This window comes from Allobosea sp. 2KB_26 (genome assembly GCF_052115715.1).
Taxonomy (GTDB): Bacteria; Pseudomonadota; Alphaproteobacteria; order Rhizobiales; family Beijerinckiaceae; genus Allobosea.
The window spans coordinates 17,761-34,848 of the sequence record NZ_JBFRHE010000031.1 but is presented as its reverse complement, the minus strand read 5'-3'; the positions used below and the strand labels follow the sequence as shown (position 1 = coordinate 34,848).

The 17,088-nt window shown below is 67.4% G+C and carries 13 protein-coding genes; 2 read left to right on the top strand and 11 right to left on the bottom strand.

Annotated elements, in window-relative coordinates; translation table 11 throughout:
* Positions 1 to 403 (top strand): autotransporter domain-containing protein (locus tag AB4099_RS33820; protein WP_441481309.1); only part of this gene is annotated, 403 nt, incomplete at its 5' end.
* A gap of 206 nt (positions 404 to 609) precedes the next feature.
* On the opposite strand, the gene AB4099_RS33815 is transcribed toward AB4099_RS33820, so the two are convergent.
* The 6 genes from AB4099_RS33815 to AB4099_RS33790 form a co-directional block, all read right to left on the bottom strand.
* Positions 610 to 1,110, bottom strand: coding sequence for a hypothetical protein (locus tag AB4099_RS33815; protein ID WP_441481308.1), 501 nt, complete (start codon positions 1,108 to 1,110; stop codon positions 610 to 612).
* 56 nt (positions 1,111 to 1,166) lie between these two features.
* Positions 1,167 to 1,682, bottom strand: coding sequence for a hypothetical protein (locus AB4099_RS33810; protein ID WP_441481307.1), 516 nt, complete (start codon positions 1,680 to 1,682; stop codon positions 1,167 to 1,169).
* A 36-nt stretch (positions 1,683 to 1,718) separates the two neighbouring features.
* Positions 1,719 to 4,052 carry a hypothetical protein gene (locus AB4099_RS33805; protein ID WP_441481306.1) on the bottom strand — a complete coding sequence of 778 codons (2,334 nt, stop codon included), beginning with the start codon at positions 4,050 to 4,052 and terminating at the stop codon, positions 1,719 to 1,721.
* Positions 4,053 to 4,413: 361 nt separating this feature from the next.
* Positions 4,414 to 5,727, bottom strand: a complete 1,314-nt coding sequence (locus AB4099_RS33800) for an NHLP bacteriocin system secretion protein (RefSeq protein ID WP_113519182.1) — start codon at positions 5,725 to 5,727, stop codon at positions 4,414 to 4,416.
* 11 nt (positions 5,728 to 5,738) lie between these two features.
* The gene (locus AB4099_RS33795; RefSeq protein WP_441481305.1) at positions 5,739 to 8,288 is read right to left on the bottom strand and encodes an ATP-binding cassette domain-containing protein; all 2,550 of its coding nucleotides are present in this window, start codon (positions 8,286 to 8,288) and stop codon (positions 5,739 to 5,741) included.
* Positions 8,285 to 10,420 carry a cysteine peptidase family C39 domain-containing protein gene (locus tag AB4099_RS33790; protein ID WP_441481304.1) on the bottom strand — a complete coding sequence of 712 codons (2,136 nt, stop codon included), beginning with the start codon at positions 10,418 to 10,420 and terminating at the stop codon, positions 8,285 to 8,287. The genes AB4099_RS33795 and AB4099_RS33790 overlap by 4 nt, the downstream gene beginning before the upstream one ends.
* A 390-nt stretch (positions 10,421 to 10,810) precedes the next feature.
* Between AB4099_RS33790 and AB4099_RS33785 the strand changes: the two genes are divergently transcribed.
* The gene (locus tag AB4099_RS33785; RefSeq protein WP_441481303.1) at positions 10,811 to 12,226 is read left to right on the top strand and encodes a cytochrome P450; all 1,416 of its coding nucleotides are present in this window, start codon (positions 10,811 to 10,813) and stop codon (positions 12,224 to 12,226) included.
* A gap of 182 nt (positions 12,227 to 12,408) precedes the next feature.
* Here the strand turns inward: AB4099_RS33785 and AB4099_RS33780 are convergent, their stop codons facing one another.
* The 5 genes from AB4099_RS33780 to AB4099_RS33760 are packed head-to-tail and all read right to left on the bottom strand — an operon-like array spanning position 12,409 to position 17,080.
* A complete protein-coding gene (locus AB4099_RS33780) occupies positions 12,409 to 13,155 on the bottom strand; it encodes a 3-hydroxyacyl-CoA dehydrogenase family protein (protein WP_441481302.1) in 747 nt (248 codons plus the stop codon).
* Positions 13,152 to 14,051, bottom strand: a complete 900-nt coding sequence (locus AB4099_RS33775) for an SDR family NAD(P)-dependent oxidoreductase (RefSeq protein WP_441481301.1) — start codon at positions 14,049 to 14,051, stop codon at positions 13,152 to 13,154. Before AB4099_RS33775 ends, AB4099_RS33780 begins: the two co-directional genes overlap by 4 nt.
* Entirely contained in the window at positions 14,048 to 14,440 is a 393-nt protein-coding gene (locus AB4099_RS33770) for a Zn-ribbon domain-containing OB-fold protein (RefSeq protein WP_441481300.1), read from the bottom strand. The genes AB4099_RS33775 and AB4099_RS33770 overlap by 4 nt, the downstream gene beginning before the upstream one ends.
* A complete protein-coding gene (locus AB4099_RS33765) occupies positions 14,433 to 15,590 on the bottom strand; it encodes an acetyl-CoA acetyltransferase (RefSeq protein ID WP_441481299.1) in 1,158 nt (385 codons plus the stop codon). Before AB4099_RS33765 ends, AB4099_RS33770 begins: the two co-directional genes overlap by 8 nt.
* Entirely contained in the window at positions 15,587 to 17,080 is a 1,494-nt protein-coding gene (locus tag AB4099_RS33760; RefSeq protein WP_162768526.1) for an AMP-binding protein, read from the bottom strand. The genes AB4099_RS33765 and AB4099_RS33760 overlap by 4 nt, the downstream gene beginning before the upstream one ends.
* Between the last annotated feature and the right edge of the window lie 8 nt (positions 17,081 to 17,088).

Here is a 17,088-nt window from a genome sequence, read left to right as displayed (position 1 = left end):
GATCCAGGCGCGCAGCCCGGCGCTGACCGAGGCGAACTGGGCCGGCGCCAATGCCGGTGCGCTCACTCTGGCGAAGCGCAACGACATCACCTCGCGCAGCGAGCTTGGCCTGCAGCTCGACTACGCCAGCGGGCTGAACGGGCTGCCGGGCGCCGGCTATGTCCGGGCGAGCTGGGCGCATTATTACCAGCGCGATGCCGGTCTCTCCGCCTCGATTGCCGGCCTGACCGGGTCAGGCTTTGCGGTCGAGGGCGCCAGGCCCGCCCGCAACAGTGCACTGCTCGCCGCCGGGCTCGACCTCAAACTCAGCCCCGCCGTCACGCTCGGCGCCCGCCTCGACGGCGAGCTCTCCGGCAGCACCAACCGCCTCGGCGGCCAGGCCCAGATCAGGGTCAGCTTCTGAGCTGGCCCGTTCGGAGCTGATCGCGTCTACCGGCGCGTTGATCGGGTCGGTCGGGGAGGGCGCTTGCGGTCGGCAAGCGCCGGCGCTTTCTGTCGCCAGCCTCTGAGAAGGCGATCTGCCGGCTTTTTGGCCGAGGCGACCGATCGGGAATTTCCGCCCGGTGGCGGCCATGCTCTCAGTCGCGGCTGCTCATCGTCCGGGTCATGTTACGGCTTGGTCGGGCTGTTGGTTTTGGCTCGCCGCCTGATCTCGGCCAGTCCGGCCTCGATCTGTTCGGCGCTGTCGGCCCCACGGGCCGCCGCCTCCTCGACCTTCACATAGGCCGCTTTCACCCAGTCATCGGCGTAGTCGGGTGCCTGTCCGCCCCGGCGGACGATCACCTGGCTCTCGAGGTCCAGAACGGTCAGGAATGCGACGAGGCGTGTCTTGCCCCGGTTGAGCGCATCATTGAAATATCCGACGGTGAGCTGCCGGGCGCCGGCTTTGAACAGTTCGTCGAACATCTCGGGAGAGGGCTGCCCCTGAGCGGGCTTCGCCGCATGGGCCGCCGCTCCCAGCTTGCCGATCCACTCGGCCTGAGATTCCGACCATCCGTCCCGGCCCGCTTTCGCGGCCAGCCGGGCTTCCAGCGAGGGTTGGGTCGTGCTCTCGGCCAATATGACGATCGCAGGCGGCAGGCTGACGGGCGGCAGATCAAAGAAAGGCATTGGGAATTGTCTCGACGATGGTGGATCGGGAGGCGGTGCCTCCCGATCCGTGGTGCTCAGTTGACGGCAGGGGCGGACAGGCTTCGGATCGAGGCATAGCCTGCTTCGATCTGCTCCTCGCTCGAGGCTCCGTTCGCAGCCGCTGCCTCGACGGAGCGGCAAGCCGCCATCAGCACGGCGTCCGGGTAATCGGGAGCCGCTTCGTTCCGGCGCTCGGCGATCTGCTTTTCAAGATCGATGACGGTCAGGAATGCCGTGTAGCGATTCTTGCCTTCAGCCAGCGCATTGTCGAAATAGCCGACCGTGAGCTGGCGTTTCGCCTGCTGATAGGCCTGCTCGAGCGCCTCGGCGCCGGGCACGCCGTCGGCGACCGCCTGGAACAGGGGCTCCTTGGCGAGCTTGTTCAGCCAGTCCGCCTGCGACTTCGACCAGCCCTCGATCTCGGCACGCGCCAGGATCTGCTCGCGCGAGGTGTCGTCGAGCTCCTTCGCGGCAGGCTCGATCTCGGTACGAAGCTTCGTCTTCAACTTTTCCATCTCGGCGGGGGTGGGGATGTCAGAACCGTTTGCCATGTCTTTGGCCTTTCACAGTGACCAGTCCAGCGTGTCTCAACCGAAGATGCTGCGAGCGAGGAAGCCGCCGGGCGTATAGCTGAGAATGCCCTTCGCCTTCGTAAACCAATTGTCGCTCTTGATATCCTTGGACGCGTTCTTGGCAGCGTCGGCGAAATTGGCCTTGCAGCTGAATTTGATATCGGTGCCGACGCCAAGATAGGCACCCATGTCGACCTTCAATTCCATGGCGCCGTCCTTGAAGCCGACGTCGATATCGGCCTTGACGCCGAGCTTGCCGACATGGACGCCGACACCGGCCTCCGCATAACCGCCGCCATCGCCCTTCAGCTTGCCGGAGGCTTCGGCGCCGACGCCGGCCGACAGGACAGCGCCGACCTTCACCCCGCCGCCGACCGCGCCCTTGGTCGGGTCGAAATTCACGACGGCCGAGGCCTTCGCTTCCGCCTTCGCCGTTGCGTAGACCTTGGCGTCCACCTCAGTGGCGACATCGCCGATCTTCGTGGCGAGGGTCGTACCGGCGCTCGCGGTGGCCTCCGCCTTCGCGCTGGCCTCCAGCTTCAGCCCGTCGAAGCCGAGCGTTGCGCCGGCCTTGGCGCCGGCCGAGGCATCACCCTGGGCATAGAACTTGAGCTCGGTATCTCCGGAGGATTTGAAGGTGTGGCTGGCCTCCGCATGGGCTGCGACCGTGACGCCCGCCTGCGCGGCGACGCCCGTCCAGCTGGCGTGAGCCGAGGCATGAGCCTCGACGCCGGCGGCCGCATAGGTTTTCGTGACCTGCCCGGAGCCGTCGGCGTTCTTGGTTTCCGTGATCTTGCCGGCCTCGGCGGTCACGCGCCAGTCGGCTTCGGCGCCGGCACCCGCTACGCCTGAATAGGACGCGGTATGCCCTTCGGTGCTGACCTGGCCGATCCGGGTCGTGGTCACGGTCTTGTCGCCGTCCGAGGCCTTGGCCTCGGAAATGCCGCCGGCAAGCACGGTCTTGGTCGTCTTCTCGTTGAACGAGCCGTCGGCTTTCGCGGCGTTCTTGGCAATGTCGATGCCGACTTCCCGCGCGAGCTTCCCGCCCAGATCCTTCCACTGATCCTTGAACAGATTCTTGACCTGCTCGCGGTCCTCCTGGGCGGATTTCTCGGCTGCGCTCTTGGCGCCGCCCTCCGCCTGGTCTTCCCGGGCCTTGGCCTTGGCTTCGGCGTCCGCAGCGGTCTTGGCCTGCTCCTCGTGATCGGCCTTGGCCGCCGAAAGCTCCTTCTTGGCCTTGGCCTCGTCGGACTCGGCAGATCTCAGCGACCTGGCCGCCGCGTCATGCTCCTTCTCCGCCCGCGCCGCCTCCTGGAAAACCTTGTACTGGTCGGCCGATTTGTCGGCCGCCGCCTTGGCAGCCGAGACGTTCTTCTCGGCCGACTGAACCTTGGCCTGCATCTCCGCCTTCTGGGCTTCGAGATGCTGGATCGCGCCAGGGATGCCCTCGCTATGCTTGAGGCTCTTGTTGGCCTGAAGCTCTGTCTTCAGAGCCGCGATCTTGATGTCGGTCTTGTCGGTGAAGCTCGCGGCGGCCTTCTGGGCCTCGCTCAGCTTCGTTTCCGCCGCCTTGAACTTCGCTGCGTCCTTCTCGGACGCGGTCTTCGCCTTGGTTTCCGCTTCCTTGCTGTTGGAGTTGAAGCCGTCCTTCTTCAACGCCTCATGGACGCCGAGGCTTGCCTTGTAGCTGGCGTCCTTGGCAGCCTTTTCGACATCCTTTGCCAGCTTCACCTTCTCGGCCGCGCTCGCATGGCTGTCGGCCGCGTGGGTCTGAGCGGTCTCCAGGGCCTGGAGCTTGCCCTTTTCGGTATTCGCCTGGCCGCGCGCCTGCTCCGCGGCGGAATTCTGGTGGTCTGCGGCGCTGGCGAAGCTCTTGGTCTCCCAGGCCGCGTCCTTGAAGGCTGTCTCGTTCGCGGAGGCCTTCGTCAGTGTGCCGGATTTTTCGGCGGATGCGGACAGGCCGCCGGCGCTGCCGGTATGGGGCCCCTCGCTGGCATGCGTGCGGAAATCCTTGTTGATCTCCTCGATCCGATCCTTCGGGGCGGATAGGTTCTTGGCGTCGACGCTCTTTGCGGTGCCGAACGCGGCGCTGTCAGTGAGCGCGCTTCCGCCATAATGGCGCGTGAACTCGGCTCCCTCCAGCTTGACCGACGCCCCCTTGCCAGCGGCTGCGTCTGCCTTCGTCTCGACCGATGGGGTTTCGGCACCCGCGGTCATCGCGGCCGCGTGATCGGCGTTGATCTCGTTCTTCTTGGCGAAGCCGGCTCCGCCGATGACGGCGTCGAGCACGTCTGCCGGCAGGGCGTCATGATCCTGGAGTGATGAAGAAGAGCTTTTTGAGGGAGGCATGGTGGCTGCTTTCGCTACTCTCGACCGTGAAGGACGAGCAAGCCATATCGATGCAGCCGTGCATCATCGCTTAATCCCTGTAGTTAACGATTTTTTTTAGTCGGACCAAAGTGACCGCGTTGCTTTGTTGTCGAGTTTAAAACTATTTACGTTAAGTCGCCTTAAGAGCAACGATGCGCGAGATTGCTCTCGACGTTGCGGGAGGGATCTGCGCAAGCGCGGACCGGCGGCTGCGGGGGAGGGCGTGGCAACCTCCTCCGGCATCGCGTCGGGAGCGCGCGGCGACCAGGGCCCCAAAAGCTGGGCAGGCGCTTGCGTGCCCTGCAGCCAGCGCGGATGCTTCCGGGCGGACGCCTGCGACCTACGCGCCGTGATTGGCCTTGTGCGGCCCCCTGAGCAGGTCCTTGAGCGCAGGCAGAAGCAGCTGCAGCACCGACACGCGTTCGGTCTCGATCTCGGCCTGCAGCAATGTCCCCGATGTGATGCGCGTGTCGGGCCCATTGGACGTCGTCCAGGCAAAGCCGGTCTGGGTCAATGCACTGCGGTTCATATCGACAGTGACCAGGAAGGGGGGGCCCTCGGCGGTGAGCTTTTGCACGAGACTGTCGTTTCGCAGCATGTGCCTGAGTTGCTCGGGGCTTGCGGCAACGTCCGACACCTTGATGACCGTGGCCTCGATCGCACCGAACACGTCGCGCCGGACCGATGTCGGATCGACCAGGACGCGCATGCCCGGACGGACCTTCTTGCCATCCTGCGCCGGAACCAGCACCGCCGCGACCAGGCGCGCCAGGCCCGGGCGCAGGCGCCCGTAGCTCTCGTCCACCGGCAGCAGGCTGATGATCGGCGTGTCGTAGCGCACGAGGTCGCCGGGCATCATCTTCAGCTCCGAGACGATGCCGAACTGGGAGCTGCGAACGGCGGTCTCATTGCGGAGGCGGTCTTCCAGCCGCTCGATCTGCCGTTGCGCCTGCGCCCGCCGTGCCTCGAGCGCCTGCAGCTCCCTTTCATATTGCGACTGCTTCTCGACGCGGTCGGCGACCAGGGCCAGCAATTCGCTGCGCTTGCTGACGAGCCGCTCCCGGGCCTCGGCCAGCTCGGCCCGCACCTGAAGGTAACGCTCGATCGTCGTGGCGCCCTGCTGGCGCATGATCTCGAGCTTCTCGGCGAGCGGTTCGAGAAGCCCGGCACGCTGCTCCAGCAGGCGGATGGCCTCGCGCGCGCCACTCTCCTGCTGCTGGCGCACATTCTCGGTCAGGCCGGTGACGCGTTCCTGGAGCTCCCTGATGCGCGCGATGTCCTGCACGGCGATGTCCCGCTCCGCCTCGGCGAGCTTGCGGTCGTTCTCGAGGCCCGGCTGCGTCACGCGCGCGATTTCCTGCCCCGGCGTGACCTTGTCCCCGACATCGACCAGGATGTCGACCACGCGCCCGTCATGGGCCGCGCTGACGGCGATTTCGAGCACGCCCTTGGAGCTGAGAATGACGCCGCTGCCCTTCACATGGATCGGCACCTGCACGATGGCCGCAGCCGTCACGGCACCGACGACGAGAAGCGCTGCGGTAATGATGCCGACGGCGTAGCCGGGGGAGACCAGGCGCAGTCCCGCGGCGAGCTGGGTCGGGTGCTTGTAGGCAAGCTGGGCTTGCGGGCGAAAGAGGGAGGTGGTCGTCATCGCGATCGTACTCAGGCCGCCGGGGACAGGAAGGTTTGACGCAGCATGACCTCGGAGGCGCGGCCGCTATCCGTGATGCGCCCGTGCTCCAGAACGATGACACGTTCGCTCTTGAGCAGGACGGAGGGGCGATGCGACACGACGATCCGGGTGATCCCGAGGCCGGCAAGGACCTCGAGGACACGGTCCTGCCCGGCTGCGTCGAGTGTGCTCAAGGTTTCGTCGAGGACGATGACCCGCGGCTGCTGCGCCAGGGCACGGGCGATCATCAAGCGCTGGATCTGCCCCTTGGCCAGCGCGGTACCACTTTCGCCGACCGGCGTGTTCAGGCCCATCGGCATGGCCCGCAATTCCTCGCGCAGGCCTGCGAGATCCGCATAGCGCCAGGCGTCGTCGACGGTGATGTCGGTGACGCCGCGAATATTGTCCAGGATCGTTCCGGGGAAGAGCTGGGCGCCCTGCATGACCACGGCGACGTGCCTGGCGACCTGCCGGCGATCGAGCGTCGCCAGGTCGTGCCCATCGAGCAGGACATGGCCGCTATGGGGCCGTTCCAGGCCGACCAGCATGCGCACCAGCGTCGACTTTCCTGAGCCCGAGGGGCCGGTGACCCCGACGAACTCGCCATCTCCGATCGCCAGGCTGACATCGTTCAGGACCGCCCGGCCGCTATAGGAGAAGTGGACGCCCGTCATCTCGATCTCGCCGTTCAACCGCGGCACCGCCCTGTTCAGGTTCGCGGGCTCGACCTTCTGATCGAGGAAAGGCTGCGCGAGCTTCGTCATCGGCAGCAGCTTCGCGGCATTCAGGACCGTGTGAGACAGGCTCTTTCCCGCCTGGATCATGCGCGTCAGCGCCAGGACGAAGACAATGGCCTGCCCGGCCTCGAGGCGGCCCGACGCGCTTGCAAAGGCCACCGCCGTGAAGCAGGCGGCCAGGGTGAGGATCTCCCAGCCGCCTTCGAAGATCGCGAGGCGGTTGGCGATCCGTGTCGAGCGCATGATGCGGCTCTGGAAGGCCAGGAAGTTCTGGCCCCATTGCGTGAAGGCTGTCCGCTCCATGCGAAAGTTGCGGATGACGGGGACAAGCCGGATCAGATCGTAGGAGAAGGCCAGGACGACGACGTCCATGCGCTCGCCTTCATAGATCGCCTTGAACTGCATCCAGCCGAGGAAGGCCGTGCCCAGCACCAGGGCCAGGACAAGCGCAATCCCGACCAGTCCGGCCGTCGGCGAGATGCTGGCGACGAGGATCGCGGCCGTCAGGCCATTCGCGAGCGCGATGAAGCCGGCGGCGCCAAAGGACAGGACGGAGCGGCGGAGCTTGTCGACCGTCTCCATCTGGGTCGCGAGGATGAGGCTCGTCGAGGACCTGACGGCATCGGGCGGAAGGCGCAGCAGACGGTCCACCATTGCGGCATGCAGCATCAGGCTGGCGCGGCCCTGAAACCGCAATTCCAGGAGTTGCTGGATGATGGTGAAGACCAGTGCTGCCGCGAGCACGCCCAGCAGCACACCCATGATCTCGCCCAGGAAGGTGAGATCGCCGCTATGGACGCCGATATTGGCGATCTGCGCAGCCAGCAGCGGAGGAAGGATGCCGAGCGCGCTTCCGAGAAGTGCGCAGGCGACCATGATCGCGATATCCGCGCGCAGGTCCGACAACCCGAAGCGCAGCAGCGAGGAGAGCGTCGGCCTTTCGTCGGGCAAGGTCCGGTGCGTCGTGAACAGGTCCTGTTGAAGCCCGTCCCAATCCAATGTTTTCAACGCGCTGCGTCGTTTTTCGGAATCAAAATCTTCGATGACGAGAGCATCGAACCGGCCGCGCGTGACCAGGACAGGCGTGCCATCGGACCTGAATCCGAGGATACAGGCTTCGCCATTGGGAATGCCGTCGCGCTTGTCGATCCGGCGCAGACGCAATCGGTTCACCGAGGCGAAGCGCTCGAGATAGTCGGCAGCGGTTTCCTCGCCGAATTCGGGAAGGATCGGAGTGGGAATGCCGACCTGCATCCCAAGCGCCTGGGCCGCGCGCACGAGCCCTTCGGGCGCAATGCCGTCCGGGTTGCGCCGGAACCGACCGTCCAGCAGGTGCCCGAAATCGGCGAGCGTATCGTCAAAGCGCGTCTGTTGGCGGGTGACCTGCAGGAGGGCGCGCTCTTCCGAATTGTGCTCGCGTTCCTGCGATCGTGCGGCAATCAGCGCGAGGCTGTTCTCGGATTGGCGCAGGAATTCCTCCGGAGACATCATGTCGTCGTCCGGCGCCTCGGAGCCCGTCGCGGAGGCCAGCGCGATCAGCCAGCGCTTGGCACCCTGAGCCGAAGCCGATGCGACGAGGCGGCCGGGCTGACGTGTCCGGAGCAGGAGCCCGGCAGCAGCGCCCGATGCCGGCGGCAGGCAGGTCCCAGCAGGGATCGCGGTGACGAAGCGCGGCGGGCCGGGGTCTTCCAGCCTCAGATAGACATCAGCCTCGGCATCGACCAGCGTCGTATAATAGAACGGGAGCGGCGACAGCTCGCCGGCCGGGAGCGGCCATTCCAGCACGTCCTGAACGTCGCTCATGAAACCCTCGCCAGCTTCGTGCCGTCAGCGCGCGTGTCCCGGCTGATCTGCATCACGTCCTCCGCAGCCAGGGGCACCAGCCTGCGCTCGTGGATCGCCCAGATATGATCCACGTGATTGAGGACGCTCGCGCGGTTGGTGATCAGGATGAGCGTCACCCCGCGTCGTCTCAGGTTGTTCAGGAGCCGGGCCTCGGTTGCCTCGTCGAGGCCGCTCGTCGCATCGTCGAGCACCAGAATGCGCGGGTCCTGGACGAGCGCCCGCGCGATGGCCAGTCGCTGCCGTTCCCCGCCCGAGAAATCCAGGCCCCCCTCGCTGATGCGCCCTTCGATGCCACCCGCGCGAGCGTCGATGACATGGGCGATCTCGGCGTCGACCAGGGCCTGCCTGATGAGAGTGAGCGGGACCTGGGGATTCCACAGGGTCAGGGCGGCGCGAAGCGTCCCGGCCGGGAAGAATGGGTCCTGATCGACCAGGGCGATCCCGCGCGCGGCTTCCGGACGGACATGGCCGGTGCCGGTGCCGACCGTCACGACACCGCCGTCAGGTGTCGCCAGGCCGGCCAGCAGCCGCGCCAGCGTGCTCTTGCCCGAGCCGGAGGGCCCGGAGATCGCGACACTGTCCCGGGCCGCAACGGAGAGCTCGACATCCTTGAACAGCGCCGAGCCATTGGAATAGGAAAACGACACGCCGCGGCAGGTGAGACGCCCATCGCAGATCGCGCTGGGGGCTTCCTTCAATTCCTCGGTCGCCAGTTGGCGGTCCAGCAGGTCACCCAGCCGCTCGAGCGCGCTGTTGGCCTGGCCCAGCGAGGTGCTGGCGCTGGTCGCGACCCCGAGGGCTCCGGCGAAAAGCTCCGCCAGCATGAGCATGGCCATCAGGGTGCCGAGCGTCATGTCCGTCACGATGACCTGGACGGCGCCGACACCGAGCACGGCGAGCGACACGAGCTGGCTGTTGGCCTGCGAGAGCGCGGTGACGACGCGCAGCAGCTTGCCGCCCTGCTGCTCGGCATTGATGTGCCGGATATGAGCATTCATCATGCGGCCGAACAGGACGGCCTCCGACCCCGTGGCGCGTGCCTGCTCGAGCAGGGCCACGCTCCTGATCGTCACGGCATGAGCCTCGCCCGCGGTCATCTGGACGAGGTTTGCGCCCTCGCGCACGCGGCGCTGCGTCAGCCAGAAGATGCCGATATTGAGCGCGGAGACGGCCAGGACGACGCCGGTCAGCAGAGGGCTGTATGCCATCATGACGGCGCCATAGGTCGTCATCGCGACAAGGTTGACGGCGGCGTTCGCCATCGGTCCGGAGATGATGCCGGACAATTGCCCGGGAAGCCCGGCCCGGGCCGACACCTCGGCCGGGCTTCGACTGGCAAAGAACGGGAATGGCAGGTGCAGCAACCGCCAGATGAACTGCGCCGACAGGACCCCGGTGAGCTTGGTTTGAAGCCGAAGCAGCCCGCGCATGTAGAGCGCGCCAAGCATCGTGCGCATGACGCCGACAGCCAGCATGCCGGCCAGCAGGGGAACCAGCCAGTCGCCGTAACCCTGGACCAGGTAATCGTCGACGAAGATCCGTGTCAGGCCGGGGATCTGCACCCCCAGGATCACGGTGATGAGGCTGGTGACGAGGATCGCCGCAAACCCTGCGCTCGAGCCCTTGAGCATGCCGGGCAAGCGCCGGAGGAAGCCGCGCGGCCTGCGGGTCCGCGCAAATCTCTCGCCGGGCGCAAATGAGAGCGTGATGCCGGTGAAGGCCCGATCGAACTCAGCCGCCGTGACGCGTCGCCGCCCGCTCGCCGGGTCGACGATGATGAAGCTGTCCTGCTCGATCCGTTCCAGGACGACGAAGTGATCGAAGGTCCAGAACAGAATCTGCGGAAGCGGCAGGCCGCCCAGGTCAGCGGGCTCTCGCCTGAACGCGTTGGCATTCAACCCAAAGGTTTTCGCTGCTTCGATGAGGGCCGTCGCCGAGGTTCCGTCACGAGAGGCGCCGCACCGGTCCCGGACGGTATCCAGCTTCTCCCAGCGGCCGAACGATGCGAGCACCATCGCCAGGCAGGCCGCACCGCATTCGGTGATCTCCACCTGCAGGACAACGGGCACCTGTCTCGATCGCGGCGACATCTCGAAGTCCTAGCAGCAGGCAGGCCGGTTTCGGGGCAGGGCGCCCCGGCAGTTTCCCCTCGGTCGCTGCATACCAGTCCGATGGTGAACCGAGCGCTAACGGGTGGCGCAGATCACGCCCGGCCTGGAGCCTCGACCGCGGCGAGGCAGGCAACCGGCCGGGCCGGCGTCACCGTTCCCGGAGGCTTCGGTCGCCCGCGATCAAGGCTGAGGCGGCGGCGTCGAGGGAGATCGCCTGCTCCGACTGCCGCCGAGGCCCGACAGCGATACGCCGGCGGACGCCTTCACCCCAGCGGCGCAGTTTCTGCATCCATGAGTATCTGCCTTTGAAACGACATCCGCGCCGGTCACGCTCGCCCGGCGCTTGTTCGATTCAGAAAGTGTCGGCGAATGGCTCTGTCAGAGGTTGTTGTCGAGCCGCCCAAGAGGCGGACGCCCCCGGCGCCCATTCCGGGCGATCGCCAGCTCGGCCGTCTGGAGCTGCTGCTGCGCCTGCGCCGCAACCCGCTGACGATCTGGCGCCAGCAGCATTTCCAGGACCCGATCGTTGCCGGCAAGAGCGTGCTCGGCTATGGCGTCGTCATCTCGGACCCTGCTGCGATCCGGCACGTGCTCGTCGAGAACAACGCGAATTATCCGAAGGACGCGCTGCAAAAGACCATTCTCGCGCCCGGCCTGGGGCAGGGGCTGCTGACGGTCGAGGGCGACGCCTGGAAGCGGGCCCGCCGCACGCTTGCGCCGCTGTTCACGCCGAGGCGGGTCGAGGCGCTTGCCGCCCGGATGCTGCCCCCGATCGCCAGTCAGGTGGCGCGGATGGCGCAGCGACGCGCCGGCAGGATCGTCGACATCGGCGAGGACATGACGCGGCTGACCTATGACGTGCTGGCGGAAACGCTGTTCTCGAACGCGATCGCGGGCGGCGCTGTGGCGTTCGGGCAGGCATTGACCCGCTATTTCGCGACGCAGGGGCGCATCGATCCGCTCGATATCCTGGGTGCACCGGCCTGGATCCCGCGGATCGGCCGTATTCGCGCGCGGCCCGCCATCGATTTCTTCGAGCGGCAGATCGAGGCGATCGTGACCGACCGGCAAACGCTGCGCGCGTCTCATCCTGCAAGCGCCGATCCGCATGCCCGCGATCTGCTGGATGCTCTGCTCGATGCGCGCGATCCCGAAACCGGCACGGGCCTCAGCGACGCAGAGGTCGGCGCGAATATCGTGACCTTCATCGGCGCCGGCCATGAGACGACGGCCAACGCCCTGACATGGTCGCTCTATCTCGTCGCGACGGCCGACGATGTCAGGGAGCGCCTGGAGGCCGAGGCCGATGCGGTGGCGGCCGACCCTGTCGCGGCAGTGCTCAGGGGTGATCGCCTGACCATGACGCGCGCCGTGATCGAGGAGGCCATGCGGCTCTACCCGCCCGTGCCCTCGCTGTCGCGCGTTGCGATCGCCGAGGATCAGGTCGGCGGCGTCGCGATCCCCAAGGGCGCGCTCGTGATCATCTCGCCCTATGTGCTGCATCGGCATCGCTCCCTCTGGACCGCACCGACGGAGTTCTGGCCGGAGCGCTTCCTGCCTGGAGCGCGCGAGACGATCGATCGCTATGCCTATCTGCCGTTCGGCGCGGGACCGCGGATCTGCATCGGCCAGCATTTCGCGATGATCGAGGCGGTGCTGAGCCTGACGACGCTGCTCGGCGCCTTCCGTTTCGAATATGCCGGCAGTGATCCCCCAGTTCCGCAGCAGCGGATCACGCTGCGCCCGCAGGGCGGCATGCCGATGAAGCTCCGGGCACGCCGCTAAAGCATCGCCTGAAAAGTGGATTGCGGCTTTCGGGAAAGCCGATGCAAACACAAAGGGTTAGATCATCGGACTGGATGCGATATCCGGTCCGATGATCTAGACTCCCCCCGAGCCGTGATCGATCATCGCGCGCGAGGGCCTGCAAACGGGCGTCCTAACCCCATCGCCCGGGCGGCTTCAGATCACATCGAGCCAGGCCTCTGCATCTCGAATGGTCCCATCGGCCAGCGGAAGCAGTCGCGCATGATTTCGTCGACCTGGTCTTCCGACGCGACGCCTTCCTCGACCACGCGCCGGGCTTCGATGCGGACGGCGCGGTTGATGCGGTTGGCGACATAGCCCCAGCTATCGGGCTGGTCCTTGACGACGATCGGGTTCTTGCCGCAGCGGCGCGCCAGTGCGCTGACATAGTCGATCGCGTCCTGCGCGGTCCGCGGATGCGCGACGAGCTCGGCGAGCCGGATCACCGCCACCGGCTGGGCCCAGTGCCAGCCCAGGACGCGCTCCGGCCGGCCGGTCGCCCAGGCGAGCGCCGTGATCGGCAGCCCTGCCGCGTTGGAGGTCAGGATGGCGGCGGGCGGCGCGGCCTGGTCGAGCCGGCGGAAGACCTCGCATTTCAAGGTCAGGTCTTCCGGCACGGCCTCGACGGCGAGGTCGATCCCGGCGCAGGCTTCCTCCAGCGACACCGTCGTGGTGATGCGTGCGAGCGCTTCGTCGGCCGCCTCGGCGGTCAGCTTGCCGCGCTCGACCCCGCGGCGCAGGCCGAAGCGACCGTGCTCGATCCTGTCGAGCGAGGCCTGCAGGCGCTGCTCCGCGACATCGTTCAGCCGCACGCGACAGCCGGCGAGCGCGAGCGACTGGGCGATGCCGGTGCCCATGATGCCGGCCCCGATCACGGCGACGAGGGGGGATTTGACGGGTTCGTTCACAGCAATTGCTCCTTCAGGAAGATGTTGATGTCGCGCGGCGGCACCATCCGTCCGCGCAACGCCGCGTCGAGGGTCTCGGGCGACCAGCGGTGAGGCGCGCGCACGCGTTGCGCCACCGCCGCGATGTCCATCAGCAGGACCTCCCGCCCGATCAGGTGGAAGACCTGCGCGTTGGCCGGGCAGTCCGCTTCCGCCAGCCAGGCGATGAGGGGCGAGACATTCTCCGGCGCCATCACGTCGAAGCTGCCGTCGGCGGGCGCGTCCTCGATCGTGGCTTCGCTGATGCGCGTGCGCGCCGAAGGCGAGACGACATTGGAACGGACGCCGTAGCGGGCGCCCTCCAGCGCAATCGTCGAGGACAGGGCGATGACGGCCAGCTTGGCGCTGGCATAGTTCGCCTGCCCGACATTGCCGGCGAAGGCGGAGGCGGAGCTGGTATGGACCACGCTGGCGGAGACCGCTTCGCCGCGCTTGTGCCGCTCGCGCCAATAGGCCAGCGCATGGCGCGCCGGCGCGGCGTGGCCCTTGAGATGAACGCGGATGACCGCGTCCCACTCGGACTCCGACATGTTGGCGAGCGTGCGGTCGCGCAGGATTCCGGCATTGTTCACGAGCACGTCAAGGCGGCCGAAGCTCGAGACGGCGAAGGCGATCAGTGCCGCTGCCTCCTCCCAGTCGGCAACGTCATGTCCGCTGGCGACGGCCTGCCCCCCGAGTGCGCGAATGGTTGCGACGACCTCGTCGGCCGGGCGGGCGTCGCGGCCTGCGCCGTCGAGCGCGGCGCCACGATCATTGACGATCACCGCGGCGCCCTGCGCGGCCAGCGCCAGCGCATGCGCCCGCCCCAGTCCGCGCCCGGCCCCGGTGACGATCGCGACGCGGTCCCGCAGCCTCATGGCGTGACCCTCTCGAAGGCGGGGAAGGGCGGCGCGTCCTCGCGCTCGCGCCAGACCAGCCTGACCCGGTCGCCGATGCTGCAGGCGGGGCCATCGATGCCCGCGAGCAGGCGCGGCCCGGCATCGAGCGTCACCAGCGCGACCTGATAGGGCGGCGGCAGGAGATCTGAGACCGGAATCCGCACCGTGGTGATCGAATAGACTTCTCCCGCGCCGGTGACATCGACCCAGTCGAGCTCGCGGCCCTCGCAGGACAGGCAGAACGGCCGCGGGTAGAATTGATGCTGGCTGCAGCCGCGACAGCGCTGGACCGCGAGGCGCCTCTCGCTGGCTGCCTCCCAGAACGGCCAGAGAAAGGGGTCCTCGACCTTGAGGGCGTGATCAGTCATGGGCCAGAACCACCGTGCTCGCGGTTGACAGGAAGCCGCCGGTGCCGTGCGCCACGCCGATGCGCGCGTCGGGCACCTGCCGTTCGCCGGCCTCGCCGCGCAACTGGCGCACCGCCTCGATCAGCAGCATGAGGCCCAGCGCACCGGGATGATTGTAGGAGAGCCCGCCGCCCGAGGTCATCGAGGGCAGGGCGCCGCCCGGGCGCAACGCGCCCGATTGCGCGAAGGCGCCGCCTTCTCCAGGCTTGCAGAAGCCAAGGTCCTCGAGCGCGATCAGCACGCTGATCGTGAAGGAATCATAGGGCTGGAAGACGTCGACATCGGCCGGCCGGATGCCGGCCATGGCGAAGGCCTCCGGCCCGCAGCGCCGCCCCGGCATGCCCTCCCGGTCGAGATCCGGCATCTGGGAGACGAGCCAATGGTTCTGGCTCTGGGCGGCGCCGATGACCCGCACGGCCTTCTTGGCGGCGTCGCGGGCGCGCTCGGCGGTGGTCACCACGATCGCCCCGCCGCCATCGGTGACGAGGCAGCAGTCGAGACGGGTCAGCGGATCGCAGATCGGCGCCGAGGACAGAACCTGGTCGATGCTCAGCGGCTTGCGGCTCCAGGCCTTGGGGTTGCGCATCGCCCACATCCGGGAGGCGACGGCGACTTCCGCCATCTGCTCGCGCGTGGTGCCGAACAGGTGCATGTGCCGGGCTGCATAGAGCGCGTAGCGCCCGATCGGTGCCGGCAGCCCGGTCGGAACCTCGAGCTGCTGCAGCATCGGCACGCCCATGCCGCCGGCAGCCGGCTCGCGGAGGCGGGCGCGTCGACTGCGCTGGCGCGAGGCATAGGTGATCAGGGCCACCTCGCAGAAACCGGCATTGATGGCCGCGATCGCCTTGTGGACATGGGCTTCGAAGGCAGCACCGCCGAAATCGGTGGAATCGGCGTAGCGCGGCTGGATGCCGAGATATTCCCCGACCTGAACCGAGCCCTCCTCGCCCATATAGTTGACGAAGAGGCCGTCGACGTCGCGGATCGACAGTCCGGCTTCCGCCAGGGCCTCGGCCGCGGCCAGCGCGATCATCGAGAGTTCGTTGTGGTCGTGGACCTCGCCCAACGGCGTTTCCGCCGCGCCGGCGATGTAGACGGGACGCGTCGTCACTGGCTCAATCCTTCGGGGGTACGGGCCGCGATCAGGGCACTGCGGCGGATCTTGCCGGACTGGTCGCGCGGCAGGGCGGGCGTGAACTCGATCGTCTTGGGAATCTTCGCGGCCGACAGGCGCTCGCGCATCCAGGCGTAGAGTTCGTCGAGCGGGATCGTGCCGGAAGGGTCGACCGGTTCCACGATCGCGTGGACGCGCCGGCCCCAGTCTGCGTCGGGAAGGCCGACCACGGCGGCGTCGCCGACGCCGGCATGCTCGGTCAGCACGGCCTCGACCTCGGCGGGATAGACGTTGACGCCGCCGCTGATGATCAGGTCGGTGCGCCGGTCCGCGATGTAGAGGAAGCCCTCGGCATCGACATGGCCCATGTCGCCGACGCTGGTATAGCCGTTCGGCGTCGTCTTGGCCGGTGGCGAGCCGATATAGGCATAGGTCGGGCGGGGATAATGGGTCGGGCGAAAGAAGATCTCGCCGATCTCGCCGGTCGGAACCTCGTTGAACTCGGCGTCCAGGATCTTGAGGTCGCCGTCTCCGGCCCGCCCGACGCTGCCCTGATGGGCGAGCCATTCCGGCCCGGAAATATGCGCGTAGCCGACGGCTTCGCTGCTGCCGTAGGATTCCTGCAGTTTTTCGGCGCCGATCAGGTCGACCCAGGCCTGCTTAAGCCAGACCGGGCAGATCGCCGCCGTGATGAAGATCGAGCCGATGCTGGAGAGATCGCGCGACTGGATGTCCGGCAGCCGGATGATGCGCTGCATCATCGTCGGCGCGAAGAACATGAAGCCGCAGCGATGGCGCTCGATCAGATCGACCACGCGGGCGGCATCGAAGCGCTCCATCAGGATCAGCCGGTGGCCTTCGAACAGGCCGAAATGGGCCCAGGTGAAGGGCGCGTTGTGATAGAGCGGGCCGCAGACCAGCTGGATCTGCCCGGAGCGGAAGCCGATATGGCGGATGTCGCCGATCTCGCCGGGCACGCGGACCCAAGGATGGGGATAGACGATGATCTTCGGCCGGCCGGTCGATCCGCCCGAGGCGGTCGCCTTGCCGGGATGAGCGATCCGGTCTGGCACCGGCTCCGCGTCGCGGCTGTCGTCGAGCGTGACGGCGCGGATCTCGGCATGGCTCATATCGGCCCCGGCGCGGTCGGCGATCACGAACCTTGTGTCGAGAAGCTTCAGCGTCTCTGCGAATTCGCGCTCGGGTGCACGGGCGCTCTGGGCCACCGTGCAGGCGCCGCAGCGCCACGCGGCAATCGCGATGGCGATGTGCTCGATGCTGTTGGGGATGCCGGTCACGACCATGGTGTCCGGGCCGACCCCGCGCGCGGCCAGCACGCGGGCGAGGCGTGCGGCCCGCAGATGCAGGTCGCGCCGGGTCACGTCCGTCTCCCGCCCGTCACCATCGACGAAGGTGATCGCCACGATGTCCGGCGCCTCGGCAGCAAGCTGTGCGAGGCGGGCGGGAAAGCTCAGTTCGGCAGACATGATCGGTA